This is a genomic window from Streptococcus pseudopneumoniae (assembly GCF_001076775.1).
Taxonomy (GTDB): domain Bacteria; phylum Bacillota; class Bacilli; order Lactobacillales; family Streptococcaceae; genus Streptococcus; species Streptococcus pseudopneumoniae_G.
The window spans coordinates 51,693-78,467 of sequence record NZ_JVGV01000016.1 but is presented as its reverse complement, the minus strand read 5'-3'; the positions used below and the strand labels follow the sequence as shown (position 1 = coordinate 78,467).

Sequence of the window (26,775 nt, the reverse complement as noted above, 5' to 3'; positions counted from 1 at the left end):
TCTAGTAGCTCAAATCATAGTTAATTAGACAATCCTTGTCTGATTTCCAACAGCACCACTAATATTTTTGTATTTAAGCTTATCATTTTACATGTTTATTTTATAAGTACTTATTTTTATTTATTATAATTTCTGTTAATTTTTATAGTTTCTTTTCTCTCTATTTTTTGATATAATAACCTTAATATATTTCGTAAATAGGAGGTCTTATGCGTTTTAATCAATACAGCTATCTTAAAACTTCATCAACGCAGGCCCTGAATGATTTAGTTTCTTTAGGTTTCAACCTAAAACCTACTGATTCAGAAAAAAAGCAATTTGAGGACTTTATTCGTAAAATTTATTTCACATATCAAAATATAGATTATCCCTTGTCTATACTTTCTTCAGATAAAAAAACTGACTTACTGACATTTTTTCAGTCAGACAAAGAACTGACTGCAGATATTTTCTATACTGTAGCCTTTCAACTTTTAGGTTTTTCTTATTTGGTTGACTTTGAAGACGTTGAGCAATTTCGTCAAGAAACAGAATTTCCTATCAAATATGGTGACTTGATTGAAAATCTCTATCAGTTACTCAATACTCGCACCAAAAAGGGAAACACTCTTATCGACCAACTTGTCAGTGACGGTCTTATTCCTGAGGATAATGACTACCACTACTTTAACGGCAAGAGTTTGGCTACTTTTTCTAGCCATGATGCCATTCGAGAAGTCGTTTACGTTGAGACTCGTGTCGATACTGACCGAAAAGGGCTACCAGACTTAGTCAAGGTCAGCATTATTCGTCCTCGTTATGACGGACAAATCCCTGCTATCATGACTGCAAGTCCCTATCATCAAGGAACAAATGATAAAGCTAGTGACAAGGCTCTCTACAAGATGGAGGGCAATCTCGAGGTTAAACCTGCTCACAAGATTGAGCTAGAGGAACCTCAACTAAATCTCGTCCAACCTCAAGGTCAAGCTGAACTTGTGTCAGAAACTGAGGAAAAGCTAACGCACATCAACGCTAGCTATACACTCAACGACTACTTCCTTCCACGAGGTTTTGCTAATCTCTATGTCTCAGGTGTTGGTACCAAAGACTCTACTGGTTTCATGACTAACGGGGACTACCAGCAAATAGAGGCTTATAAAAATGTTATCGATTGGCTTAATGGTCGTTGCCGTGCCTTTACTGACCATACGCGCCAGCGTCAAGTCAAGGCTGACTGGTCAAACGGAAAAGTTGCCACAACTGGACTTTCCTATCTAGGTACCATGTCCAATGGTCTTGCGACTACAGGTGTAGATGGTTTAGAGGTTATCATTGCCGAGGCTGGTATTTCTTCGTGGTACAACTACTACCGTGAAAACGGTCTAGTAACTAGCCCAGGTGGTTATCCAGGTGAGGACTTTGACTCCCTTGCTGAACTAACCTACTCTCGTAATCTCTTGGCTGGTGACTATATCCGTGGCAATGAGTCTCACCAAGCTGACTTAGAAAAAGTAAAAGTGCAACTGGATCGCAAGTCTGGCGACTACAATCAGTTTTGGCATGACCGCAATTATCTGCTTAATGCCCATAAGGTAAAGGCAGAGGTTGTCTTTACTCATGGTTCACAGGATTGGAATGTCAAACCACTTCATGTTTATCAGATGTTTCACGCCCTTCCTGATAATATAAATAAGCACCTCTTTTTCCATAATGGTGCCCATGTTTATATGAATAACTGGCAGTCCATTGATTTCCGTGAGTCCATGAATGCTTTGTTGACAAAGAAATTACTGGAACAGGAAACGGAATACCAACTTCCTACTGTTATCTGGCAGGACAATACAGCTCCTCAGGCTTGGTTATCACTTGATACCTTCGGTGGGCAAGAAAACTTTGAAACCTTCTCACTTGGTCAAGAAGAGAAAGTCATTCAAAACCAGTACTCAGATAAAGATTTTGAGCGTTATGGTAAGACATACCAGACCTTCAATACAGAACTCTATCAAGGGAAAGTCAATCAGATTACTATTGACTTTCCTGTAACCAAAGATCTTCACTTGAACGGTCGTGCCCAACTCAATCTTCGTATCAAATCCAGTACAAATAAGGGGCTCTTATCTGCCCAACTAATGGAACATGGACAAAAAAAATACCTACAACCTTATCCAGCTGTTTTAAGTGCTAGAACCATTGACAACGGTCGCTACTACATGTTGGAAAATCTTAACGAATTGCCTTTTCGTGAAAATGCACAACGCGTCGTGACAAAAGGCTACCTCAATTTACAAAATAGAAATGATTTATTGTTAGTAGAGAATATTACTGCAGATGAATGGATGGATATCCAGTTTGAACTGCAACCAACTATTTACAAGTTAAAAGAAGGAGATACTCTTCGTTTAGTCCTCTATACTACTGACTTTGAAATCACAATCCGTGACAATACCGCTTACCACCTGACTGTCGATCTAGAACAGTCTAGTCTTATCCTACCTTGTCAAAAGGTATGATATCAGACTTTCAATATGGAAGATTTCCACTTGAATAGTCTAAGGAAACATAAACTTAGTATCAAATTCACTCTCAAAGAAAGACTTATGATAAGCCCATAACTGGAGTTTGAACAAAAGATACTAATCCCCATAACTTACATGTGTAACCCTCTATAATACACGCTACCACACTACATGTTGGAAAATCTCTGTGAATTAACATTAATCGTAAATTCACAAGAAGTCGTGACAAAAGGCTACCCTAATTGAATGATTTACTGTTAGTAGAGGACACCAATGTAGATAAACGGATAGATAGCCTATTCATCTACACCCAACTAGTGACAAGTTAAAAGAAGGAGATTTCCTCCGTATAGTCCTTTATACTACTGACTTTAAAATCATCATACGTGACAATACCGCTTACCACTCGACTGACGTTCTCGTTCAGTCCACGCTTTCTGTACCTTGTACAAGGAGTAATATTTTATGAATAAATCTGAACACCGACACCAACTCATACGAGCTCTTGTAACGAAAAACAAGATTCATACTCAAGCTGAGCTACAAGCTCTTCTTGCCGATAATGATATTCAAGTTACACAAGCTACACTTTCGAGAGATATTAAAAGTATGAACCTTTCAAAAGTACGAGAAGAAGACAACTCTTACTACGTGCTCAATACAGGCTCTATCTCAAAATGGGAGAAACGTCTCGAAATCTACATGGAAGATGCTCTTGTCTTGATGCGTCCCGTTCAACACCAAGTCCTCCTTAAAACCCTTCCTGGACTTGCGCAATCCTTTGGTTCTATCATTGATGCATTAAGTTTCTCTGACGCTATCGCTACTCTCTGTGGTGATGATGTCTGCCTTGTCATCTGCGAAGATGCAGAAGCTGCTCAAAGATGCTTTGAAGAACTGAAAAAATTCGCTCCACCATTTTTCTTTGAAGAATAAGAAAATTCCGTGTCTGATGTGGCACGGAATTTTGTTATATTCTTTACTGAGATGGATTTTCTTTTTTAGTTCGTGCTAATCTCAGGGCACGATTTGGATTGAGACGATTAAATAGTTCTTCCAATTTCTTTTCATTCCAAACATCTGCGGCAGAAACGAAATTACCATCCGCATCTCGGAAAGATATCGGTTTATCTCCCATATCAGTCTCCTAGTCTACAAATTCAAACTCAAATTTACCAATGCGGACCAAATCCCCATCTTTAGCACCACGCGCACGAAGGGCTTCATCAACCCCCATACCACGAAGCTGGCGAGCAAATTTCATGACTGATTCGTCACGATCAAAGTTGGTCATATTAAAGAGTTTCATGAGTTTTTCACCAGAAAGTACCCATGTTGCATCGTCATCACGACTAATTTCAAAGGCTTTTTCTTCCTCATCAAATCCATAGTAGGCTTCTTCTTCCATATCTGACTCGTCGTAGAGCAAGAATTCTGGTGTCTTGTCTAGCAATTCAGCTGTAGCATCCAAAAGTGTAGCCAGACCTTGCTTGGTCAAACCAGATATTGGGAAGATAGCTGGTAACTCTTCAAATTCATCATAGTTTTCAGCTAATTTTTTCTTGAATTCTTCAAGATTTTCCTGACTCTCAGGCATATCCATCTTATTGGCTACAATAATCTGTGGACGCTCCATGAGACGAAGATTGTATGACTCCAGCTCTTTATTGATGGCAAGATAATCCTCATATGGATCACGGCCTTCGCTAGCTGACATATCAATGATATGGAGGATGACACGTGTACGTTCGATATGACGGAGGAACTGGGTTCCCAGACCGACACCTTGACTAGCCCCTTCAATCAAACCTGGCAGATCGGCTACTGCAAAGGATTCACCTGATTGGGTGCGAACCATACCTAGATTTGGTACAATGGTCGTAAAGTGGTAGGCACCGATTTTTGGTTTAGCAGATGTAATAACACTTAAAAGAGTTGATTTCCCTACAGATGGGAAACCTACTAAACCAACATCTGCCAAGATTTTTAGTTCCAATTGTAACTCACGTTCCTGACCTGGTTCTCCATTTTCAGAGATTTCAGGTGCAGGATTTTTTGGTGTCGCAAAGCGGATATTTCCACGTCCACCGCGACCTCCGTGAGCAACGATAAATTCTTGCCCGTGTTCTATCAAATCTGTCAAAACCTTGCCAGTCTCTGCATCACGAACAGTCGTACCTTGTGGCACTCGAACTCTAAGGTCATCAGCACCACGACCATGCATCCCTTTGGTCATCCCTTTTTCACCAGAATCAGCCTTGAAATGACGATTGTAGCGGAAATCCATCAAGGTACGCAAACCTTCGTCTACAACGAAGACCACATTTCCTCCACGACCACCGTCACCACCCCAAGGACCCCCATTAGGGACATATTTTTCACGGCGAAAGGCAACCATACCATCGCCACCATTACCAGCCTTGACCTTAATCTTGGCTGTATCTAAAAACATACTCATTTTTTCTTCTCACTTTAAAAAAGGGCTGGGAAATCCCAGTCACTAAATTTTCTTGTATCTATTTTATAGATTACTGAGGGCACCAATTGCAGTTGCAAAAATTCCCAATAAACTTGCTACTAGCATGATAATCACGATAAACAAGGTTATTTTCTCAAACATAGTTTTTTTACGATTTCCATTATCTCCAAATGCCATTTTTATCTCCTTCGTTACATTCTATTTTCTATTATCTTAGCATGAATTGAGCTAGTTTTCAATAGTCAGTTGCTACAGGTGCAATAATCCATAAAATGATATAAGCTACAATTCCTGCCCCATAACAAAATGCAAGAACACCCCATATTACACGAACAATAGTCGGATCAATATCAAAATAATTTGCGACCCCAGCACATACTCCAGCAATTTTTTGATCACTACCACTTCTCATCAATTGTTTTTTCATAGCTATTCCTCTTTCTATTCTTCACTGTCTTTCCAATAATCTCTGATGCTGATTAACTGTGTTTTTGAAGCCCTCAGCATGCGTCTAGAGCCTTTTACGGGCACAGCAACCACCTGTTGCGGTAAATACAAAACTGTCTTAAAGATACGCTGGCTGACCGTATCATCTTTGGCTAAATCTTTCTGGAAATTATTTGAAATAATAGCATCAAGATAAAACTCATGCACCCGTTTTCCAAAATTCTCAGCTGAAATCTCATATAATTTCTCTGATAAGGTATGCTCATCCATATCTGGCGTTGCAATCAGGGCCTCCAGAATAGCTCCAGCCAAATCATGTTCACCGTAATACAAGGTTCCAAACATTTTATCACTGATAAGATTGTCCAGATAAGGATTTCCGTGAGCAATGACAGGCGTCCCACTAGCTAAGCTTTCCAAGTATGTCAAACCTTGCGTTTCACTTGTCGATGCCGAGATGAAGAAATCCGCCGCCTTATAGTAAAGAGCTGTCTCACTAGGAGCAATCATACCTGTGAAGATAACGGAGTCTTGAATCTCTAGTTTCTGAGCTTGCTCTTTGAGGTTATCCAGATAAGGGCCATCCCCAGCAACTACCAGTTTAACCTTGTCTTCTTCTTTCAGAACATCTGCAAAAGCTGCTAAAACTGCTTGAATATTTTTTTCATAGGAAATTCTGGAAAGACTCAGCAACATCTTTTCATCATCTTGAATCCCCAGTTTACTACGCAGTTCTATCAAATTTTCCTGCTTTATTTCCGGACGCTCAAACTTGGCTAATTCAATCCCTGTTGGAATGACTCGTTTTTCAACCTTAACCTTATAGTCAGATAGCAAGTCATGGACAATCTCACTAGGGCAAATCACCCCATCCACATCATGCAGGAAACCTCTGACCAGATACTTTACCATGCTAGGACGAATCAACATCCCCTTGGCAATATAATGTACATAGTCTTCGTATTGGGTGTGATAGGTATGGATGACTGGAATCTTCAATTCACGCGCAATCCAAATTCCCAACAAGCCAAGAGAAAATTCTGTCTGAGTATGGATAATATCCAGTTGATATTGTTTAGCAATTTCAAGCGCCTTGCTGAATCCTCGATAGGCAAAGCGACGATCCTTAAAAGCAAAGAAGGGAACACTTGGAATGCGGATAATTTGCCAATCTTCATAACGATTGACATCCTTATCTGTCGTCGTAAAGATAAAAACAGCGTGCCCCTGCTTTTCAAGTTCGGTTTTCAAGGTTCGAATACTGGTCGCAACACCTGAAACCTGAGGAAAATAGGTATCTGTAAATAAACCAATTCGCATAGATTACCTCACTTTTTACTTTCTCCCTAAAGCGGCTTGTTTCTCATAAAAGTCCAACCAGATTTGTAACAGATGCTCTTCTGAATACTCTCTAGAAATATTCTTAGCTTTTTCTTTCAAATCTTTTAAAGCAGCAGGATTCGCTTGATATTCCAGAATAGCTTCTTTCATCTCTTCTCTATCTGCTGTCGCCCGATAATTTCCCTCCAAAATTACCTTATAAAGATCTAAATCACGCAACATAATCGGAGCTTCACAACTGGCAGCTTCTAGGATAGTCATAGGAAAGAGTTCATTGTAACTAGGAAGCAAGAAAAGATCCGCTAGGGCATACAATTCGCGCATCCGCTCTGGCGATACAATACCTGGAAAAATCAAATTTTTAGGGGGATTTTCCATGATTTTCTTGTAGCGTTCATAACCATCTGTCATACCACCAAAAGAGAAACCACCTGCCCAGATAAAGGTAATTTGCGGCAATTCCTCAGCCAGACGGATAAAATCGTCAATCCCTTTGCGTTTCTGAACTTGACCAGCACCTACTACGATAAACTGATTGTCACTAAGACCTAGCTCTGTACGCAGTCTCGCTACCTCTTCCTGTGGAAGCGGATGCCATTTTTCCTTGTTGACAAAGTTAGGGATATAGGTCACTTTTTCACGTGGAATACCAGCTGCCACTAAATCCTCAATAAACATAGGATTGACCACCACCAAGTGCTCCATCCGGTTGTAAAAAGAAAATACATAGCGTTTCACAATTCCCTTTATGAAAAATGGAATTTTCAAACTCCCCTCGAGTGTATCAGGTAAGAAATGCACATAGCCAATTTTCCTTCCTGATCGTTTCTTCTGGAATGTTGATAAATAATAGGGGAGATCAATTGTATGAAAGTGAGTCACATCTGCCTCTATTGGAAGATTTTCTGTAACAATCAATTGGTCCTTGGCATCACGGTGAAGAAGACGAACTAATTCACGGTAAGCACCTGAAACTCCTTGTCCTGCTACTTTCTCACTTGAACTCAACATATTGATGCGTAATTTCTTTTTTTCCATAACTACTATTATATCATTTTCTTTGAATAAAATCAGCAAAAGAAAGGAGAGACTAGAGGAAAAGAGGGGGAAATTTCCTCGCTTTTCCAATAATCTCTCACATGTTTTTATTTGTTTACTTAATGCCTAGGGCAATACGTGCATAGCGACTCATTTTTTCAACAGTCCAGGCTGGATACCAAACTAATTTGACCTCAGTATCCGTTACTTCTGGAACCTCTGTCATAGCATCATAAATCTGGTCTGTCAAAAGGTCTGCTAGAGGACAACCCATGGTTGTCAAAGTCATATCAATCTCTGTTTGTCCTGTGTCACCGTCAAAACGAATTTCATAGATCAAACCAAGATTGACAATATCGATTCCCAACTCAGGGTCAATAACTTCTTCCAAGGCTGATAAAATTCGTGTTTTGATGTTTTCAATTTGCTCTTCTGTATAAGCCATATTCATCCTCACTCTTAGTCTTCAATAAAATCACGAAGCGGTTTGCTGCGACTTGGTTGGCGTAGTTTTCTCAAAGCTTTAGCTTCAATCTGACGGATACGCTCGCGAGTCACGTTAAAGACTTTACCCACATCTTCAAGGGTACGCATTTTACCATCATCTAGCCCAAAACGCAGACGCAAAACATTTTCTTCACGGTCTGTAAGAGTATCCAAGACCTCATCCAACTGCTCACGCAAAACGATACGAGTTGTATAGTCCACTGGATTTTCAATCACTTCATCTTCGATAAAGTCCCCAAGGTGGCTATCATCCTCTTCACCGATTGGAGTTTCAAGGGATACCGGTTCTTGGGCAATCTTCAAGATTTCACGAACCTTGTCAGGGGTCATATCCATACGTTCAGCGATTTGTTCTGGTGTTGGATCTTGTCCCAATTCTTGAAGGAGGTTACGCTGTTCACGAACCAATTTATTGATGGTTTCAACCATGTGAACTGGGATACGGATGGTACGAGCTTGATCCGCAATAGCACGAGTGATAGCCTGACGAATCCACCAAGTTGCGTAAGTTGAAAACTTGAACCCTTTAGAATAATCAAACTTGTCAACCGCCTTCATCAAGCCCATATTTCCTTCTTGAATCAAGTCAAGGAACTGCATACCACGACCAACATAGCGTTTAGCAATAGAAACAACCAAACGAAGGTTGGCTTCCGCAAGACGTTGTTTGGCTTCGATATCACCAGCTTCAACAGCAAGCGCCAATTCTTTTTCCTCTTCATTGGTCAAGAGAGGTACGACCCCGATTTCTTTCAAGTACATACGGACAGGGTCATTAACCTTAGCCGAAGTTGAACCAATCAAGTCCTCATCACTGAGTTCTGGCTCTTCTTCAGTGCTAAGAACACGCGCACTTGGATTTCCTTCGTTATCTGTGATAGAAATCCCTGCATCCTGAATTCGTTGCAAGAGATCTTCAATCCCATCAGCATCCAAGGTAAAAGGAATCACCAGACTTGCATTAATTTCATCATCAGTTGCTGTCCCTTTTTGTTTATGATTACGGATAAATTCTGCTACTTGTACATCAAATGTTGTTACTTCTTTTTGTTTTGTTGCCATTATTACTCCATTCTTCTCTTTTGGGAAATTAAACGTTCCAATTCTTCTAGGGCTGTGTCTGTATCTCCTACATGGCTCGCTTCCTGCACCTTCTTTTTGATTCTCATATTGTCCTGATTCAAGAGAGCCTTGTTTCGAGTCATTTCTACTTCACTAAGTTCCTGAGGTGACATCTCAGCAGGCAAATCCTGAGCTAAGACTTGGTACCAAGCTCTTTCAACTTCATCTGTCTGTTCTGCTAAAACTTCCGGAGGAAGATTTCCATACTGGCCAAGCAAGTCATATAAGACCTGAAATTCAGGTGTATCAAATGAAAAGTCTTCTCGCAAACGGTAATCATTCAAAATAAGGGGAGATTCCATCATTCGATAAAGTAGATGAGCTTCTGCCCTCATAATAGCTGATAACTGCTTGGTGACAGGCATAGTGATTGTCGTCGGTCTGGAAATTCCTTCCATGCGATTCTGCCTTTGTGCCTGACGGCTTTCATTAACAATCTGCTCAATCTGGGCATAATCAAAGGACGCCAAACTGTCAGCTAAAATATGAATATAGCTGTTTTGAGCAGTGATAGACTTTTCTTGAACAATCAAGGGAGCTATTTTTTCAATAAACTCAATCTGAGCCTGCAGATTTTCACTATTTTCAGGCTTGTACTGGTGAATGTAGAACTCAATCGGACTAATACGAGTTTTCGTTAATAGATAGGCCAAGTCTTCTGGACCATTTTTTTGTAGATACTCATCAGGATCCAAGTTATCAGGAATGCTGACGATTTGCACAGGCATATCACCAATTTCATCCAGCGCTTTCAATGTCGCAGTTTGCCCAGCCTTATCACCATCATAAACAAGAACCAACTTCTTAGTTAGCCTTTTCAGATGCTCAACATGCTCACGACTCAAGGCTGTTCCCATAGATGCGACAGCGTTTTCGATTCCAGCCCGATAGGCTGCAATGACATCCATGAATCCTTCCATCAGGTAAATCTCACTGGCTTTCCCAGAAGATTTTTTTGCCCTATCCATATGATATAATTCGTAACTTTTGTTAAAAATTGCAGTCGATCGACTATTTTTATACTTAGAAGTTTGTGAATCCGTTTTCTGCCAGATACGACCTGAGAAGGCAATAATCTTTCCTTGGTCATTTGTCAGGGGAAACATAATGCGATTGTGAAAGGTATCTACAAATTGATTAGCATCCGAGAGATAAAACAGTCCTGAATCTAGGAAATCCTCTTCACGGTGCTGACCAGACAAACGTTGATAGAGATAGTTTCGTTCTGGAGGTGCCAAACCAATCCGAAAATGTTTAAGCACTTCATCTGTCAAACCACGCTGATAAAGGTAATTTCTCGCCTCTTCTCCCATAGTCGTTGTCATGAGAATAGCGTGATAAAATTTGGCTGCATCTTCATGCATATCATAAAGAGCTTGGTGGGGTGAAGCTGGCTTCTGTTCACTATAAAGCGGTTTTTCCACCTCAATCCCGACACGCTGACCTAAGATTTGGACAGCCTCCATAAAGGGAACCCCTTGGTACTCCTCGATGAACTTAAAGACATCACCCGAGCGACCACAACCAAAACAGTGATAAAACTGCTTGTCCTCTACAACGTTGAAAGAAGGTGTTTTTTCACCATGAAAAGGACAGAGCCCTAGATAGTTCCGTCCTGCCTTTTGTAAAGAAATCACATCTCCTATGACTTCCACAATGTTGGCATTGTTTTTGATTTCTTCAATGACTTGTTTGTCAACCATACACAATACCTCCATGTTATCATAGTTTACTTTATATAGTATACTTTATTTCAGAAAAAAAGTAAACCATTTCACTCATTTTCCCTACTTTATTCAAAGAGTTGATAATAATCAGAGATTTTCATTTTTGCTTTTTCTTCTTGGTTCAAATCTTGGATAATTCGTCCTTCTTTCATGACAATTAAGCGATTGCCATACTTAAGAGCATCTTCCATGTGATGAGTAATCATAAGGGCTGTCAGCTGATCTTTCTTGACAAATTCATCCGTCAATTCCATCAAGGCCACACTGGTCTTTGGATCAAGGGCTGCAGTATGCTCATCTAACAGGAGTAATTCAGGTCGCTTCAAGGTTGCCATCAAGAGACTCAGGGCCTGTCTTTGTCCACCTGATAAGAATTCAATCGGTGTATTCAAATGTTTCTCCAGACCATTCCCTACTTTTTCAATGGTCGTCTGAAATTCATCCTTATAACTAGTCAAGCGTCGTGGAAATAGTCCACGCTTTTCACCACGAAACTTGGCAATCAAAAGATTTTCAGCTACTGTCATACGAGGGGCTGTCCCCATCTTAGGATCTTGGAAAACTCGAGACAGATACTTTGCCCGCTTCTCGGGTGAAAACTTAGTAACATCTTCACCCAAGATACGAATAGTTCCACTGGTTAGTGATAAGGTTCCTGCAATAGTGTTAAAAAGAGTTGATTTCCCAGCTCCATTTCCACCTAAAATCGTGATGAAATCCTGTTCAAAAATTTCTAAGGAAACATCATTTAAAATAATCTTTTCTTCATCAAAGCCATTTTTAACGACTTTGGTTGCATTTTTTAATTCTACAATTGCTGTCATTTGCTTAATTTGGCTCCTTTCAAGATTGTTTGCTTAAATGTTGGAATCATGAGACAGACTGCTAAAATCACGGCGCTGTACAAACGAAGGTAACTTGTATTAAAGCCAAGAGCGATGACAGCCCACACTAAGAATTGATAAGCGATAGAACCTACAACGATGGTAACCAGACGTTCTGCCAAGCTCAAACTCTTGAAGATAACTTCTCCAATAATCAAACTTGCAAGCCCCACAACGATAACTCCGATTCCTCGAGATACATCGGCATACCCTTCTTGCTGGGCAATGAGAGCTCCTGCAAGGGCAATCACACCATTTGATAAGACCAAGCCCATGAGCTCCATGCGTCCAGTATGAATCCCGAAACTTCTAGCCATATCAGGATTGTCGCCTGTAGCAATATAGGCTTGTCCTAGTTTGGTATCCAAGAAAAAGAGCATGAGAGCAATAACAATACTCACAAAGATGAGACCTGTCAAGAGTTGATTCAAATCCGAATCAAAAGGCAAAACATCCTGAATTTGCTTAGTTCCAAGCAGTCCTAAATTTGCACGCCCCATAATCAAGAGCATGATAGAGTGACAGGAAGTCATCACCAAAATCCCTGAGAGCAAGGTGGGGATCTTCCCTTTTGTATAAAGAAGTCCTGCTGCCATACCAGCCAAACAACCTGCTCCTACAGCAACAAGTGTCGCTAAAAATGGGTTCACGCCTTTGGTTATCAAAGTGACAGCAACAGCTCCCCCAAGAGGGAAGGAACCTTCTGTCGTCATATCTGGAAAGTTCAAAATCCTAAATGTCATAAAGATTCCCAGACCTAGAATTGCCCAGACAAATCCTTGAGAAATAATAGATAATATCATCTGTTTCTTAACCTTTTCTATACGATTTCTTTTGTAAAAAATTGGAGGAGATGTCCCCAACTCCTCCATTACAGATTATTCAATCACTTGTCCTGCTTCTTTTAGAACAGATTCAGGAATCGTAATACCTAGTTCTTGTGCCAATTTTTTATTGATAACTGATTTACCAGTTGAAAAGACATTGACTGGAGTTTCAGCTGGTTTTGCACCTTTCAAGACTTGCGCAATCATTTTACCTGTTGCCACACCAAGGTCATGTTGGTCAACTACAACTGATGCCAAACCACCAGCTTCTACCATGGCAGTAGCACTTGGGTAGATTGGTTTTTTAGCTGATTGGTTACTTGATACAACAGTTGAAAATGCAGATGCGATTGTGTTATCGATTGGAACCCAGATAGCATCAACCTTGCTAGTCATAACGTTAACTGTTGAAGCAATTTCATTTGTTGAAGGAACCGCAAATGTTTCGACTGTCAAACCTGCTTTTTCAGCATAAGCCTTAAATTCTTCTACCTGTGTTTTTGAATTATCTTCGCTACTTGAGTAAAGAGCTCCGATTGTCTTCACACTTGGTGTGAGAGCCTTAATGAGTTCAACTTGTTGTTGAGCTGGGTTGTGGTCAGATACCCCTGTAATGTTGCCACCTGGTTTTTTCAAATCTTTAACCAAGTTGGCACCGATTGGGTCTGTAATAGCAGCCATGATAACAGGTAGATCTTTTGTTGCACTAGCCAAACCTTGAGCAGCTGGTGTTGCAATACCAACAACCAAGTCATTGCCATTTGCAACCAATTGTTTACTCATTGTTGCAACCTTACTTTGGTCACCTTCTGAGTTCATAAAGTCAATTTTCAACTGATCATCTTTATAGCCTTCTTCTGCCAGTCCATCTTGAATCCCTTTATAAATCAAGTCAAGAGATGGATGGCTCACAAACTGAAGGACACCAACTTTGGCAACTTTCTTTTCGTTCTTAGCTTCTGGTTTATTCATTGAAGAGTAAATCAAGCTTCCTGCTACTAAGACTGCTAATGCAGCGATAATTCCAATTAAACGTTTATTTTTCATTCTATTTCTCCTTTTTAATTCCTTTAAACTACTTCACTTATCTGAACAAGCGACGCCATCGTTTTCTTTCCATACTAACCTCCATCAAAAAAGTCCTCACACAAAAAACTTGTGTGAGGACGTCGATGCGCGGTACCACCTCAATTATAGGAAATTTCCCTATCACTCTGTCTCGCAACAACGAGATGCACTGTAAGGTGTGCTCACCGAATTTTTATGATTTCAAATTCTAAATAACATTCAGCCCAATTTTCATCATCATCACTTATCTGTTTTCAGCTACCACAGACTCTCTAAAAAGTTTGTATGACTACTTTTCTGAATGGTTAAATTATATCATTTTTCAACTACTTGTCAAGACTCTTTGAGAATTTTTTTGAAATATTCAAAAACTTCCCCTATGGAAAAGAGGAAGCTTGATAGGTATCAGCCTGAATTACGCAATCCTGTCGCAATTCCGTTGATGGTTGTATGGATTAATTTTTCTTGATCGCTTGATAATTCTCCACGACGTTGACGTTTAATCAACTCCAACTGGATATAGTTGAGAATATTAAAGTAAGGCATACGGTAATCCAAACTTGCTTTTAGATATGGATTTTCAGCCAAGAGTTCATCGTAGCCTTCGATAGCCAAGATAACTTCCTTGGTAACTTGCCATTCATTTAGAATAGTCTCATAAATTGCTTTTACTTGATCATCTTCACAAAGTTTGGCATATTCAAAAGCAATATTCATATTTGATTTTGACAAGACCATGTCGACATTTGAAAGAAGCGATTGGAAGAAAGGCCAATTTTGGTACATATCTCGTAAGATAGCAATATTCTCTGGATTTTTATCGATAAATTCCTTGAAGCTTGAACCAACTCCATACCATCCAGGGAACATGACGCGACTTTGCGACCATGAGAATACCCAAGGGATAGCTCGCAAACCACCGATTTCAGTAATAGTCTTACGAGCGGCTGGACGAGAACCAATATTAAAGCTTGAAATAGCCTTGATTGGACTTGACTCGAAGAAATAATCATAGAAATGATCATTACCAAAGACCAAATCACGGTAGATATCGTAACTACGGTCCACCACTTGGTCCATAATAGCTTCGTAACGATTTGAGGTGTTGGTATCGCTCTTCTTCTGAGTAATCATACGGTTAATGGCCGCCGAAACCAACATTTCAAGGTTATAGTAAGCTGCGTCTTTGTTACCATATTTATTGCCAATTACTTCACCCTGCTCCGTCAAGCGGATACGATCCTTAATGGACTTGAGAGGTTGAGAGGTGATGGCTTCATAGGTTGGTCCACCACCACGACCGACAGTCCCACCACGGCCGTGGAAGAAGGTAACCTTAACGCCAAATTCATCTCCAATAGCAGTCAATTGTTGTTGAGCCTTGTAGAGGGTCCAACATGATGAAAGGTAACCACCATCTTTATTACTATCAGAGTAACCAAGCATGATTTCTTGGTAGTTATTACGTGAAGCAATCCATTTCTTAGCAAGAGGAAGAGAAAGGTATTCTCTCATGGTTTCTTCTGAGTGGTCCAAGTCCTCAATTGTTTCAAAGAGAGGAACAATTTGGACACGGGCTCTTTCTTTATCAACTAACCCTACTTCTTTTAGCAAGATAGCCAATTCCAACATGTCTGATACGCTGGTTGCATGTGAAATGATGGTCTGACGAATGACATCATCTCCCAACTTATCTTTCAACTTACGGGCAGCCTTAAAGATTGCTAATTCTTTTTCAAGTAACTCTGATTTTTCAACATGAGTGGCAGAAAGAATACGCGGATCTTCTTCCAATTCTTTCAAGAGAAGCTGGCATTTTTCTTCTTCACCTAGTTCACTATAATGCGAATGAATACCAGCTGATTTCAAGAGTTCAGCTACACAGGCTTCATGAACACTAGAATCTTGACGCATGTCAATAGATGCCAAATAGAAACCAAAAATTTCAACTGCCTGAATTAACTCAACAAAATCACCAGAAATCAGTGCTTCGCCCTTATTTTCTAAAAGGGAATCACGAATAGTAATTAAATCCTTATAAAAATCATTAGCTGTTTCATAGCGAGCCCCAACTTCCTTATCCTCAATCAGATAGGTTTTTGTTGCTTGGATTTTTGATTGAATATCAAACAAGGCACGACGGTAAAGCTCTTTTTCACGGTAGATCGAGTTATCCTTGGATTGACGAGCCATTTCTCTGACTTGCTTGCTCACATTGACAATACTGGTTGAGAGAGAGAACTCACGATAAAGTTGGTAAATCTTTTCATCATAGTAGTTCATGATGACTTCACACTGAGTCATAGCAGATTGTTTCAAGGTATCTGCTGTAACAAAAGGATTACCATCACGGTCTCCACCAATCCACATTCCCATGGTAATTGGTTTAGGATGTTTTAACTCCAGTCCATGTTTTTTAGCCAGACGCTTGTACTCAGCAGTCAAATGAGGAACAGCCTTCAGGAATGAACTATTGTAGTATTCCATAACATTCGTGATTTCATTGGTCACTTTCAATTTCTTTTCACGAATCATATCTGTCTGCATGATAATCTCAATATAACGACGGAGATCATTATGCCATTTTTCCTTATTAATCAAGCCTAATTTCACATCACGGTACTTACGCAAGAGGGTGTGGATATGGTTGGTCAAATCCAACATACTCTTACGTTGTACTTGTGTTGGATGGGCAGTCAAAACAGGGACAACATTCAAGTGTTCTAGAATTTCAACCGCATTTTCTTTTTCTGCAACCATTTTAATCGTTGCCGATAATTTCCCAAGATAATCTTGATCAATATTATTTTGGTGGTTGATTTCATAGGCCAAATCTACATCTTCTGAAATATTAATCAAGAGAGGCAAGATAGAGAAATAGCGTGAAATATAAGCCATTTCATCATTTGACAGACTCGTAACCAGTTGGTTCAAGCCTTGATAATCTTCTTGAGTTGATAATTCTTTCAACTCCATGATTTTTGCAAAAGTCTCTGGGGCAAGCATATTTTTAGTGATATCTTCTAACAATTCTGTTAAAATCAATACTTCTTCTTGCACGACAGCTTTATTACTATAGTTTTCTAATTTTTGAAGAGACATAGGTAATCCTTTCCACTATCAACTCTACATATAGTTTGATGAGTGAGCTTCTAACTCCTCATATAATTGGGCACGTTTTTCACTTGCATCAATATTTAAGACAAAGGCGATGGCTACAGATAAGACTAGGAGACTGTTCCCTCCTTGTGATAGGAATGGGAAGGTTACTCCTGTCGAGGGAATAATGCCAGAAATTCCACCGATATTGACAAAGACCTGTACCAGCATCATCCCCCCAACTCCAATCGCCATCATGGAATTAAAGGGATTCTTAGCACGAATACCGACTAGGATAATCCGCAAAATCAGGAAAAAGACAAGGGCTAAAATCAAGCTGGCTCCCACAAATCCAAACTCTTCAATGACAATTGAAAATACAAAGTCTGTATGGGCCTCTGGTAAATAACCACGTTTTTCAATTGAATTTCCTAATCCTAGACCAAACCAACCACCATTTACCATGGCAAAGTAGGAATTTGCAAGTTGGTGGCCTGCTCCTGCCAAATCAGCAAAGGGATTAAAGTAGGCACTGAAACGCTTGGCCACGTAACCAAATACTGGAACTTTTGAAAACTTATCAACCCCAATTACAGAAATAGCTGATAGAGATAGGGCTGAAACTCCAAACAATACACCGATAAAGACTATAAACCAACGATGAGCAATCCCACTAACTGTATACATAATCAAGGCGACCAGCGCTAGGATTGTAGCATTCCCCAAATCTGGGAAAATAGCCAAACTTCCTATCATTACCAAGAGGACAAAACGCCAATCATTAAAAGCTCGAGGAATCCATTGATTTTGAGTTAAAACTTGAAAATCGTAAATAGCAATTTCATCCTGTTGTTTTGAAAAACGTTGGGCCAAGTACCAGACGATGATAATCTTCAAATACTCCGCTGGCTGAATGGTCAAAGGTCCTACTGAAATCCAACCATAGGCTCCATTGACTGGCGTACCAATTAAGCGAGCCAGAGCTAAGAGAATCAGCTCAACAAACATAACAATAAATAAAAGTCGTTCTTTTCTTAAAAAATTCAGTTTCAGCTTATATATCAAGACAATCAATATTAAACTAAATATCCAAAACATTCCCTGACTTCGAACCAATTGGAGGGCACTTTTACCTTCTTCGATAAGAATGGCACTGGTTGTAGAATAGACTACAATCAAACCCAAAATAGATAAAAGTAAGTAAGGAACTAGAATAGAATAGTTTAACAGGTGCCTCTTACTAATCTTCATAGTATCACCAATCTAATGAGAACAAAAGAAATTATTCCCAAATTCCGTTTATTTTCTAGTTTTGATTGCTATTATACCATTTTTTCCGAAAGAAAAAAACTCTTACCCTTAAGATAGAAGATTTTCTCATAAGAAAAAGAGCACTTGGCTCTTTTCTGTTTTATTCTTTTGAAGAACTGCTTGAGCTTGAATCTCCACCACCGATGTATTGAGTGAAGATATTTTGGAAGGCTTGATCTTTAACCTTGATATTGGCTGCTTGCAATTCTTTTCCGATAATACTTTGAACAAATGATGCGTCGTTTTGTTTTTGAGTTAAGATAACAGTTTTTAATTTTTCTTTGTAATCGTCAATATTAGATGATTTTTCTGTTTTCTTAATCAGTTTAACAATGTAATATTGACTGCTGTAGGCTTGTGTTCCAGTAACGCTAATCACATCAGAAACACCGTTTACATCTAAAGCAAAAGCAGCTTTTTTAACTTGTTCTGGTACTTCTGTTGAAGCAGAATCAAAGGTGATTTCTCCACCATTCGCTTTAGTTTTCTCATCTGTTGAATTATCTTTGGCTAATTGAGCAAAGTCTGCATCACTAGCTTTAGCTTTTTCAAGAATTTCTTTAGCTTTGTCTTCATTGTCCAAACGGATAATTTGAGCAGTCACATCAGGAGTGTATTCGTCAAAGGCCTTCTTGTAAGCATCATCTGTCAATTCAGCTTCTGCTGCTTTCTTAACTGCCAACTCAACCAATTTACTTGTACGAATTTGAGCTTTACGTGTTTCAAGAGTCATTCCTGCTTGCGATAAGACACGTTGGTAGTTCTCACCATATTGTTTCTCTTCTTCGGCAATAGTATCGTTGACTTCTTTGTCATCTACTTCTGAGCCATATTGCTTCTCAAACACTTTTTGGATGGTCATGTTCAACAATACTTGTTGAGCTGAAGGGTTGCTTTTCACTTGCTCATAAAATTGATGTTCTGTAATGACATCCCCTTTCATGCTGATAAGGTCTGCCCCTTCTGAACCTTTCGAACAAGCTGCTAAAGTTGCTACTGATAATAGTGTAATGGCACCTGCCAATAATTTTTTCTTCATGTCTACTCCTTTGAGATAAGTGTTACCCTATCTATTTTACTATATTTTCTTAAATTTTTCTGAAAATTATTCGCTGTCAGGCAATTGAACATCTGCTACATTTTTACGAAGCATGAGAATGCCGTCTCCCAGAGGTACTAGTGTTGCGGTGAGTCCTGGATTGTCTAAGGTTGCATCAAATAGTCTTTGAAGTCCTCTGTAAATAGTTCGCTGACCACGACGGACTTCCATTATATCCTTGGCAACATCACCACCTTGGAAAATATCATCCAAGACAACCACACCTCCAACGTCCAAATGTTTGAGGATTTCTGGCAGAAAGACGATATATTTAGACTTGGCTGAATCCATAAAGACAAAATCATAGGACTCTGTCAAGGTAGATAAGACATCTACCGCATCTCCTTCTAAGAGCGTAATTTGCTTGCGACTGTCAAACTGGGCGAAATTTTCCTTGGCAAATCCAATCATCTCTGGATTGCGGTCAATGGTTGTAATCTTGGCCTTTGGCGCATGTTCTGCCATCAAGAGGGCTGAAAAACCGATAGCCGTCCCAATTTCCAGAATATTTTTAGGCTGCATTGTTTCCATGAGAAAACGGAAATAAGCTACCGTTTCATGGGGAATAATGGGAATATTTTCCTTGCGGGCAAAGTCTTCCAATTCTTTCAAAGATCCTGTGACTTGCTTTTGGCGCTGACGCATCAAGTCTACAATTTCTTCCTTGACGACAGGACGACGCATGTTATGGTTAGCATTTTTACTATACGATTCAACCATCTTATGCCAATCCCAATTTTTCAACAAGGGCTTCAAACTCATTCAAACGACGTTCAAAGACTGCAAAGGCAGCGTTGAGATAGTCTTCCTTCTCCATATCAACACCAGCTTTTCTCATGACATTAAGTGGATAGTCAGACTTACCTGCCTTGAGATAGTCGATATAGCGGTCACGGTCTTCTTGACTACCATGGACAATCTTTTCAGCCAGAGCTGAGGCTGCTGCAAAGCCAGTTGAATATTGGTATACATAGTAGTTATAGTAGAAGTGTGGAATGCGAGCCCACTCGTATTGGATTTCAGGATTGTCTTCCTTACTCAAACCATAATACTCTTGGTTCAAGTCTGCGTAGAGTTTATTTAGGAAATCACTTGTCAAGACTTCTCCATTTTGGTCCGCTTGGTGGATAGCGTGTTCAAACTCAGCAAATTGAGTTTGACGGAAAACTGTCCCACGGAAACCATCTAGGAAGTTATTGAGAATAGCAAAGCGCGTTGCATCATCTTCCACTTCTTCCAATAATTTCTCCGTCAAGATATTTTCATTGGTAGTTGATGCAATCTCAGCCAAGAAGATAGAATAATCTCCGTAAACATAAGGCTGCGTTTCACGAGTATAGCTTGAATGCATACTGTGACCTGTTTCATGAACAAGGGTAAAGAGATTGTCTAAATTGTCCTGCCAATTAAGTAGCATAAAGGCATTGGTATCGTAAGAACCACCAGAGTAAGCACCTGAACGCTTGCCTTGGTTTTCGTAAACATCAATCCAACGCTCGCTGAAGGCACGTTTGACACGGCTCAAGTAATCCTCACCCAAGACTGCCAAGGCTTCTTCTGCCTTTTTCAAGGCTTCTTGGTATGTAAAACTGTATTCAACAGATGAAAGTGGTGTGTAGACATCGTACATCTTGAGGTCTGAAATTCCCAGGATTTTTGAACGAAGGTTAAGATAGCGATGCAAGAGTGGCAAATGCTTGCGAACTGCTGCTACCAAATTATCATAAACACTTTCTGGAACAAAATTGGCTGCTAGGGCTGCATGACGAGCGCTCTTGTAGTTGCGAACTTTGGCACGGTAGTTTTGCACCTTAACATTGGTTTGCAAGGTTTTGGCATAGGTGTGTTGGAATTGTTGATAAGACGCATAAAGGGCTTGATAGGCACCACGACGAACCTCACGATTTTTAGACTCCATCAAACGTGTGTAAGTCCCATGAGATAGCTGAACTTCCTTACCATCATCGTCAAGAACATAAGGGAACACAATATCCGCATTGTCCAAGATAGCGAAGGTTTCACTTGCCGAACCAAAGATTTCCCCAGCTCCAGCCAATAATTCTTCTTCGCGTTGTGAAAGAACGTGATCCTTGCCTTGCAAAAGCTTGTCAAAATAGTGTTGATAAACCTGCAATTTTGGCTGAGCTTCTAAAAAGTCAGCATACTGCTTTTCACTAATCTCCATAAATTCAGGTTCATAGAATGAAAAGGCTTGGTCTAGCTGGCTATAGAGAGTCATGGCCTTGGCATAGTACTCTTGGTACTTGGCTTCACGTGTGTCTTGGTCATTCTTCATATGAGCATAAACGTAAAGCTTCTCCATTTGGCGTTCCATTTCAAGAGAAAATTCAGTAATTTCGAGTAGACTATCCGCACTATCCAGGAGATGGCCTTCATACTGGGCTACTGTCCCCAATTGTTCTGTTATATCTTTTAAGGCTTCTTCCCAAGCCTGGTCAGTTGGGTAGATCGTTGATAGATCCCATGTATCTTTTTCATTTATTTCATGTCTTTGTAATACCATTAGATTCCTCCATCCTTTCTATTCTACCATATTTTTCAAGAAATATTGCTGATAAAAGGCTGGTGGATAGAGCTTTTGCCAATCATTTTGAGGATTTTTTTGGTAATAGGTTTGAAAATACTGATAATAGCGAGTCAAATCTTGCTCAATTTGGCAAAAATCACCTACTAGTGGTCGAATTTGTGGATACCATTCTTTTAGTTCATAAGTCAGGAGATTTTCTCCCTTCTGATAGGCTTCTGCTTGTGCTTTCATCCAAATAGGATTTTGATAAAACAGTTGTTGCCGGATATAGCGACAGATGTCCTTATCTTGAGAAACTGTAAAATGCGATATTTTTTGTTTCTTATAGGGAAGACGTAATATCTCCAGTAGACTACCGTGACCATAGGGAAATTCCTTAATCTGATAATGGAGTCTGCCTCGGAGATCCTGGTGGATGAGATATTTAAGCTTTAAAACTTGTTTTTCACTGTCTAATTCCCAAACATAAAAGCCCATGTTTTGACTGAAATAGAGAAAACCTTCTTGCAGACGAGTCAACCGCTCCTTGAACCAAAGTTTTTCTCCCAGCAACCACAGTACTTGGTAACCCTGACTACGATAGCCCTCGCTACGCTCTTTAAGAACTTTTTGAGGCAAGGGACTACATTGGACTTCTAGAGCTAGATTACGATTTACAAATACATCCGCAATCTGTTTAAGGTCTGGAAGAGGGTATTCTAATTGCACCTCTGCCTCTTTGTTCAACCAGTGATAAAGGACTTCCTTGTTTTCCAAGTGTTCTTGACTTTCATTTTCAGAGGAAAAATCACAGTCTTTTAAGGTTTTGTGGGCAAAATGGGCCCGGACACTTAGTCCTTGACGCAAACGGAGCTGACCTCCACAAGCTGGGCAGGTGTATGCTTGCTTCTCAAGCTTATCCTCTAACACATTTACCAGCTGCCCCCTAGCATTTCTAGCAACAAACATGATTTCCCTCCTTTTCTATATTATTCGTAAAAAAGAAAAAAGACCAGGAAATTTCCTAATCTTCATTCATGTTTATTTGATTTTTTTAGCTAGCATGGTCGCAAATCGTAGTTGAATACGATTGCCATTCTCATCACGACGGTGAAGATGGCCTGGATTTTCATTGTACTTAACCAATTCCCAGTCCTTGTAATAGTCTGCCAGTTCCCCTTCCTTAAAAGTAAATGGGAAGTTCACTGAGCAAGGATAGTCCTCCGTATCCATGGCACAAACGATAAGATTGTAGCCACCAACAGTGGTTTTATCCTGCATGTTTTTGATAATTGCAGGAATGCGATCTGCTTGCAGAAACATCAAAACAACTGTCGATATGATGAAATCATAGTCTTGCCCAATGCTAGCTGAATTGATATCGTAAAGACCAACAGGCATATCCAGGTCTTCCTGCTCAACAATGCTTTGCAAGATTTCAAGAGATAATTCATTTTGATCTACAGCTGTAACATCAAAACCATTCTGTGCAAGAAAGAGAGAGTTACGGCCCTGACCACAGCCCAAATCCAAGGCTTTTCCTGGTTTTACTGTCTGCATTGCCTCTAGTACCTCTGAATGAACCGGATTGGTATTGTATTTCTTAGGGAAATAATCCTCAGGTTTACAATAAAATTCTAAATACCATTCTACATCATCTGTTACAGCCTCCACTCGGTGCCAGGCTTGTGGTTGTGCCATGGGATTCTCAGCCCCTGCTTCAAAGAGGTGCTCAGCTAAAACCTCACCATATTCTGTCAATTCAATAAACTTGAGAGTTCCCTTCAAAACAGTAATTTTCCCCCAAGTCCCAACCTTGGTATTGTGTTTCTGCTGAACAGCCTCTGGCATGGTTTCTTTAGTCCACAAAGGCATACGTTTATAGGCAACTAGTTTTTCCATCTTCATTTCCTCTTTTTATCGCTGATTAACAGCTTTCATAACACGCGCGATGTCGCGGTTTTGCTCACGTCGTTTGATAGACTCCCGTTTATCATAGTCATGCTTCCCTTTAGCTAAACCTAAAAGGAGTTTAGCGTAACCATCTTTGATATAGACCTTAAGGGGAACCAGGGTCATTCCTGTTCCTTTAGTCTCTTGTTCTAATTTTTGGATTTGTTTCTTATGGAGCAGGAGTTTACGACGACGTTCTGGTTCTTGGTTCCAGATATTGCCCTCTTCGTAAGGAGCAATATGAACATTGCTCAACCAGACCTCCCCATTTTTTACTTGGGCAAAGCCATCCTTGAGATTGATTCGAGCAGCTCGTACACTCTTGATTTCAGTTCCTGTCAGGACCATCCCTGCCTCTAGCGTATCTACGATTGTATAGTCGTGGCGCGCCTTTTTATTTTGTGCGACGACCTTTCCCTCGCCCTTTGCCATGCTTAGCTCCTTTCTTAGCTACTTCCTTATAAAAAGGATTCTTTCCTTTTTTCTTCTTGTCTTTTTGTGAATGCTTGCGCTTATCATTTGAGCGTCCTGATTTTCTCTTATCTTCCTTCTTATCTGAACGACGATTTGAACCACGCCCTCTGTCTTTGCAACCAGCTTGTTTCAAGCCTTTTTCAATCACATCAAACTCACTTGGGATGTAAGAAAAGTCAATTTCACCCGTCATCTTGTCGGCTCTTTCAACTCGGATACGGATTTGCTGACCTACACGGAAGGTTGTACCCGATTTCTCCCCAAGCAGGGTCAAATCACGTTCATTGAAATGATAAAATTCAGGTAGATTAGTGATGTGAATCAAGCCCTCAACTGTATTCGGCAATTCAACAAAGAGACCAAACTTGACAATACTTGATACAACCGCATCGTATTCTTCGCCTACGTATTCTTCCATATACTCAGCCTTTTTCATGGCTTCGACTTCACGCTCAGCCTCAATGGCACGACGTTCACGGTTGGAAGACTGGGTCGCAATCTCTGGAATCACTTGCTCAAAATGCTCTGCTATTTCCTTAGAACGGCTGTAATCACGAATCATACGGTGAACAAGAAGGTCTGGATAACGACGAATCGGGCTGGTAAAGTGAGTGTAATAGTCAGCAGCAAGGCCATAGTGACCGTGATTGTGCTCTGAATAGCGAGCCTGCTGCATGGAGCGAAGAAGCATCATGGATAATACATCTGCATAAGGTTCTCCCTCAACAGCACGCATGATGTCTTGGAGTGCCTCCTGGCTAATCTCACTGGCAGTCCCATAAATGCGCAAACCAAAGCTCGAAGCATAATCAATAAACTTCTGAACTTTTTCAGCCTTAGGCTCCTCGTGAATTCGATAGATGAAAGGCAAATCCAGCTTGCTAAAATGCTCGGCAACTGTTTCATTGGCCATCAACATGAAAGACTCAATCATGCGCTCTGCAATGCCACGCTGACGAAGAACGATATCAACAGGCTTACCTTGTTTATCTACTAAAATCTTCGCTTCATTGGTATCAAAATTAAGGGCACCACGTTTCACACGCATGTTTTCTAAAATTTCATGGAGCTTGGACATGAGTTCGATACTTGGAACAATTTTCTGATACTCTTGTCTCTTTTCCTCGTCGCCCGCTAGGATATCATTGACATCGCTATAGGTCATCCTGAAGCTAGTCTTGATAACTGTTTGTGTGATGGTGTAGTTGACTACACGACCATGTTTATCAATTTCCATAATGGCAGACTGAGTCAAGCGGTCAACTTGCGGATTGAGAGAGCAGATACCATTTGAAAGGCGTTCTGGTAGCATTGGCACCACACGGTCTGTCACGTAAACAGAAGTCGCACGATTAAGGGCTTCCTTATCAAGAACTGAACCCTCAGTCACATAGTAGGAAACATCTGCTATGTGAACTCCAAGTTCCAGATTGCCATTTTTCAATGCTTTGATATGCACCGCATCGTCCAAGTCCTTGGCGTCAGCACCATCAATGGTAAAGATAATCTCATCTCTTAGATCCAGACGACCTTCCATATCTTTTTGAGACGGAGCATCAGGCACACTTTCTGCTTCCTTGACAACAGCCTCTGGAAATTCTGAGACAATGTCCATAGACTCCAAAACCTCAAGAACATCAATTCCGACATCCGTTGAATGCCCCACCACATCTAGAACACTCGCGACAAAGAAATCATGTTTCTTGCTTGGGTATTTGTCGATAAAGACCTTGAGAACTTCTGTTCCCTCCAGTTTAAGGGCTGGTTTTTTTACATAAATCGGTTGGCTGATTTTCTGATTTTTCGAACGGATGTAGCCAGCATACTTAGGTTTTTCCTGATCTAGAACGATTTGACCGACAACAGTTGTCAAACTGTGTTCTAGGATATCGATAATTTTGGCTTCCGCCGCTGTTCCCTTGTTACGATCAGCGACTTTCTTGATGACAACCTCAACAGTATCGCCATCAATAGCATAGTTGACATCGTTTTTACCTACAAAAAGGTCGTCCTCCTCGCCTTCTAGACTGACAAAACCAAAGCCATTTTTATGGGCATGAAAAATCCCCTTGAGAGTAATCTCATGTTTTTTCTTAACTTCTAAGGTCAGAGTACCATCTTCTTCAAAACGAATCTGGTGCTTTCTTTCCATTAAGGATAAGGTTTTAATCAACTCACGAAAATCCTTGGAACCGTCTTTTCCCAAAGCCTGAGCCAAGTCATTGACAGTTACCTTTCCCTTATCTTGCAAATATTCTTTTATTCTATCTTTCATATTTTCTTTCTAGATTTTTTAATTTTCTTTTACTGTAAAACCTTTTCAAACATCCTTTAAAAATAAAAAGAGGCAAAGACCTAGTCCTGCCCATTATTT

General features: G+C 40.1%; 23 protein-coding genes and 1 other annotated feature. Of the genes, 2 read left to right on the top strand and 21 right to left on the bottom strand.

Features of this window, described 5'->3' with window-relative positions:
• Window positions 1–209 precede the first annotated feature (209 nt).
• Together ADJ60_RS03870 and ADJ60_RS03865 are read left to right on the top strand one after the other, a co-directional pair.
• On the top strand, window positions 210–2,492 hold the full coding sequence (locus ADJ60_RS03870; RefSeq protein ID WP_049543538.1) for a Xaa-Pro dipeptidyl-peptidase: 2,283 nt from the start codon (window positions 210–212) through the stop codon (window positions 2,490–2,492).
• Between the two features lie 471 nt (window positions 2,493–2,963).
• Window positions 2,964–3,434 (top strand): arginine repressor, encoded by a 471-nt coding sequence (locus ADJ60_RS03865; protein ID WP_020902899.1) that lies wholly within the window; start codon window positions 2,964–2,966, stop codon window positions 3,432–3,434.
• 43 nt (window positions 3,435–3,477) lie between these two features.
• On the opposite strand, the gene ADJ60_RS11605 is transcribed toward ADJ60_RS03865, so the two are convergent.
• The 21 genes from ADJ60_RS11605 to rnr form a co-directional block, all read right to left on the bottom strand.
• Window positions 3,478–3,636: a hypothetical protein gene (locus ADJ60_RS11605; RefSeq protein WP_001808548.1), complete on the bottom strand. Its 159-nt coding sequence runs from the start codon at window positions 3,634–3,636 to the stop codon at window positions 3,478–3,480.
• A 9-nt stretch (window positions 3,637–3,645) separates the two neighbouring features.
• Complete coding sequence (obgE, locus tag ADJ60_RS03855; protein ID WP_049543536.1) at window positions 3,646–4,956, bottom strand: GTPase ObgE; 1,311 nt, start codon at window positions 4,954–4,956, stop codon at window positions 3,646–3,648.
• 63 nt (window positions 4,957–5,019) lie between these two features.
• On the bottom strand, window positions 5,020–5,154 hold the full coding sequence (locus ADJ60_RS03850; RefSeq protein ID WP_000863859.1) for a DUF4044 domain-containing protein: 135 nt from the start codon (window positions 5,152–5,154) through the stop codon (window positions 5,020–5,022).
• Between the two features lie 58 nt (window positions 5,155–5,212).
• Complete coding sequence (locus ADJ60_RS03845; protein WP_162489588.1) at window positions 5,213–5,404, bottom strand: PspC domain-containing protein; 192 nt, start codon at window positions 5,402–5,404, stop codon at window positions 5,213–5,215.
• A gap of 14 nt (window positions 5,405–5,418) precedes the next feature.
• Window positions 5,419–6,744, bottom strand: coding sequence for a glycosyltransferase family 4 protein (locus ADJ60_RS03840; protein WP_049543534.1), 1,326 nt, complete (start codon window positions 6,742–6,744; stop codon window positions 5,419–5,421).
• Between the two features lie 15 nt (window positions 6,745–6,759).
• Entirely contained in the window at window positions 6,760–7,803 is a 1,044-nt protein-coding gene (cpoA, locus tag ADJ60_RS03835; protein ID WP_004254610.1) for an alpha-galactosylglucosyldiacylglycerol synthase, read from the bottom strand.
• Between the two features lie 115 nt (window positions 7,804–7,918).
• The gene (locus ADJ60_RS03830) at window positions 7,919–8,248 is read right to left on the bottom strand and encodes a metal-sulfur cluster assembly factor (RefSeq protein WP_000331925.1); all 330 of its coding nucleotides are present in this window, start codon (window positions 8,246–8,248) and stop codon (window positions 7,919–7,921) included.
• Between the two features lie 14 nt (window positions 8,249–8,262).
• On the bottom strand, window positions 8,263–9,372 hold the full coding sequence (gene rpoD, locus ADJ60_RS03825; RefSeq protein WP_000201903.1) for an RNA polymerase sigma factor RpoD: 1,110 nt from the start codon (window positions 9,370–9,372) through the stop codon (window positions 8,263–8,265).
• A gap of 2 nt (window positions 9,373–9,374) precedes the next feature.
• Window positions 9,375–11,135 carry a DNA primase gene (dnaG, locus tag ADJ60_RS03820; RefSeq protein ID WP_049543532.1) on the bottom strand — a complete coding sequence of 587 codons (1,761 nt, stop codon included), beginning with the start codon at window positions 11,133–11,135 and terminating at the stop codon, window positions 9,375–9,377.
• A gap of 89 nt (window positions 11,136–11,224) precedes the next feature.
• Window positions 11,225–11,983: an ABC transporter ATP-binding protein gene (locus ADJ60_RS03815; protein ID WP_049543530.1), complete on the bottom strand. Its 759-nt coding sequence runs from the start codon at window positions 11,981–11,983 to the stop codon at window positions 11,225–11,227.
• The gene (locus ADJ60_RS03810) at window positions 11,980–12,846 is read right to left on the bottom strand and encodes an ABC transporter permease (protein WP_045612545.1); all 867 of its coding nucleotides are present in this window, start codon (window positions 12,844–12,846) and stop codon (window positions 11,980–11,982) included. Before ADJ60_RS03810 ends, ADJ60_RS03815 begins: the two co-directional genes overlap by 4 nt.
• Before the next feature lie 75 nt (window positions 12,847–12,921).
• Entirely contained in the window at window positions 12,922–13,917 is a 996-nt protein-coding gene (gene trpX / locus ADJ60_RS03805) for a tryptophan ABC transporter substrate-binding protein (RefSeq protein WP_045611493.1), read from the bottom strand.
• 112 nt (window positions 13,918–14,029) lie between these two features.
• Window positions 14,030–14,247 (bottom strand) — a binding site (T-box leader).
• 96 nt (window positions 14,248–14,343) lie between these two features.
• Window positions 14,344–17,040, bottom strand: a complete 2,697-nt coding sequence (gene ppc / locus ADJ60_RS03800; RefSeq protein ID WP_049543527.1) for a phosphoenolpyruvate carboxylase — start codon at window positions 17,038–17,040, stop codon at window positions 14,344–14,346.
• A gap of 24 nt (window positions 17,041–17,064) precedes the next feature.
• Window positions 17,065–18,288, bottom strand: coding sequence for a cell division peptidoglycan polymerase FtsW (gene ftsW / locus ADJ60_RS03795; RefSeq protein ID WP_049543525.1), 1,224 nt, complete (start codon window positions 18,286–18,288; stop codon window positions 17,065–17,067).
• 160 nt (window positions 18,289–18,448) lie between these two features.
• Window positions 18,449–19,387: a peptidylprolyl isomerase PrsA gene (gene prsA / locus ADJ60_RS03790; protein WP_004254642.1), complete on the bottom strand. Its 939-nt coding sequence runs from the start codon at window positions 19,385–19,387 to the stop codon at window positions 18,449–18,451.
• Between the two features lie 66 nt (window positions 19,388–19,453).
• Window positions 19,454–20,167: an O-methyltransferase gene (locus ADJ60_RS03785; RefSeq protein WP_004254646.1), complete on the bottom strand. Its 714-nt coding sequence runs from the start codon at window positions 20,165–20,167 to the stop codon at window positions 19,454–19,456.
• Window position 20,168: 1 nt separating this feature from the next.
• The gene (pepF, locus tag ADJ60_RS03780) at window positions 20,169–21,971 is read right to left on the bottom strand and encodes an oligoendopeptidase F (RefSeq protein WP_049543524.1); all 1,803 of its coding nucleotides are present in this window, start codon (window positions 21,969–21,971) and stop codon (window positions 20,169–20,171) included.
• 18 nt (window positions 21,972–21,989) lie between these two features.
• Window positions 21,990–22,943 carry a competence protein CoiA gene (locus ADJ60_RS03775; RefSeq protein WP_049543523.1) on the bottom strand — a complete coding sequence of 318 codons (954 nt, stop codon included), beginning with the start codon at window positions 22,941–22,943 and terminating at the stop codon, window positions 21,990–21,992.
• Window positions 22,944–23,015: 72 nt separating this feature from the next.
• Window positions 23,016–23,876, bottom strand: a complete 861-nt coding sequence (gene tehB / locus ADJ60_RS03770) for an SAM-dependent methyltransferase TehB (RefSeq protein WP_049543521.1) — start codon at window positions 23,874–23,876, stop codon at window positions 23,016–23,018.
• Window positions 23,877–23,891: 15 nt separating this feature from the next.
• A complete protein-coding gene (gene smpB, locus ADJ60_RS03765) occupies window positions 23,892–24,359 on the bottom strand; it encodes an SsrA-binding protein SmpB (RefSeq protein WP_001051750.1) in 468 nt (155 codons plus the stop codon).
• Complete coding sequence (gene rnr / locus ADJ60_RS03760) at window positions 24,322–26,676, bottom strand: ribonuclease R (protein WP_049543519.1); 2,355 nt, start codon at window positions 26,674–26,676, stop codon at window positions 24,322–24,324. Before rnr ends, smpB begins: the two co-directional genes overlap by 38 nt.
• Window positions 26,677–26,775 lie beyond the last annotated feature (99 nt).

Excerpts from the sequence above, each read along its gene's own strand:
- ppc (WP_049543527.1), bottom strand. The coding sequence starts at position 17,040 with ATGTCTCTTCAAAAATTAGAAAACTATAGTAATAAAGCTGTCGTGCAA.
- tehB (WP_049543521.1), bottom strand. The coding sequence starts at position 23,876 with ATGGAAAAACTAGTTGCCTATAAACGTATGCCTTTGTGGACTAAAGAA.
- pepF (WP_049543524.1), bottom strand. The coding sequence starts at position 21,971 with ATGGTATTACAAAGACATGAAATAAATGAAAAAGATACATGGGATCTA.
- ADJ60_RS03810 (WP_045612545.1), bottom strand. The coding sequence starts at position 12,846 with ATGATATTATCTATTATTTCTCAAGGATTTGTCTGGGCAATTCTAGGT.
- ADJ60_RS03865 (WP_020902899.1), top strand. The coding sequence starts at position 2,964 with ATGAATAAATCTGAACACCGACACCAACTCATACGAGCTCTTGTAACG.
- rnr (WP_049543519.1), bottom strand. The coding sequence starts at position 26,676 with ATGAAAGATAGAATAAAAGAATATTTGCAAGATAAGGGAAAGGTAACT.
- ftsW (WP_049543525.1), bottom strand. The coding sequence starts at position 18,288 with ATGAAGATTAGTAAGAGGCACCTGTTAAACTATTCTATTCTAGTTCCT.
- ADJ60_RS03830 (WP_000331925.1), bottom strand. The coding sequence starts at position 8,248 with ATGGCTTATACAGAAGAGCAAATTGAAAACATCAAAACACGAATTTTA.
- ADJ60_RS03840 (WP_049543534.1), bottom strand. The coding sequence starts at position 6,744 with ATGCGAATTGGTTTATTTACAGATACCTATTTTCCTCAGGTTTCAGGT.
- ADJ60_RS11605 (WP_001808548.1), bottom strand. The coding sequence starts at position 3,636 with ATGGGAGATAAACCGATATCTTTCCGAGATGCGGATGGTAATTTCGTT.
- trpX (WP_045611493.1), bottom strand. The coding sequence starts at position 13,917 with ATGAAAAATAAACGTTTAATTGGAATTATCGCTGCATTAGCAGTCTTA.
- ADJ60_RS03775 (WP_049543523.1), bottom strand. The coding sequence starts at position 22,943 with ATGTTTGTTGCTAGAAATGCTAGGGGGCAGCTGGTAAATGTGTTAGAG.
- dnaG (WP_049543532.1), bottom strand. The coding sequence starts at position 11,135 with ATGGTTGACAAACAAGTCATTGAAGAAATCAAAAACAATGCCAACATT.
- prsA (WP_004254642.1), bottom strand. The coding sequence starts at position 19,387 with ATGAAGAAAAAATTATTGGCAGGTGCCATTACACTATTATCAGTAGCA.
- obgE (WP_049543536.1), bottom strand. The coding sequence starts at position 4,956 with ATGAGTATGTTTTTAGATACAGCCAAGATTAAGGTCAAGGCTGGTAAT.
- ADJ60_RS03850 (WP_000863859.1), bottom strand. The coding sequence starts at position 5,154 with ATGGCATTTGGAGATAATGGAAATCGTAAAAAAACTATGTTTGAGAAA.
- ADJ60_RS03870 (WP_049543538.1), top strand. The coding sequence starts at position 210 with ATGCGTTTTAATCAATACAGCTATCTTAAAACTTCATCAACGCAGGCC.
- smpB (WP_001051750.1), bottom strand. The coding sequence starts at position 24,359 with ATGGCAAAGGGCGAGGGAAAGGTCGTCGCACAAAATAAAAAGGCGCGC.
- ADJ60_RS03845 (WP_162489588.1), bottom strand. The coding sequence starts at position 5,404 with ATGAAAAAACAATTGATGAGAAGTGGTAGTGATCAAAAAATTGCTGGA.
- ADJ60_RS03785 (WP_004254646.1), bottom strand. The coding sequence starts at position 20,167 with ATGGTTGAATCGTATAGTAAAAATGCTAACCATAACATGCGTCGTCCT.
- cpoA (WP_004254610.1), bottom strand. The coding sequence starts at position 7,803 with ATGGAAAAAAAGAAATTACGCATCAATATGTTGAGTTCAAGTGAGAAA.
- rpoD (WP_000201903.1), bottom strand. The coding sequence starts at position 9,372 with ATGGCAACAAAACAAAAAGAAGTAACAACATTTGATGTACAAGTAGCA.
- ADJ60_RS03815 (WP_049543530.1), bottom strand. The coding sequence starts at position 11,983 with ATGACAGCAATTGTAGAATTAAAAAATGCAACCAAAGTCGTTAAAAAT.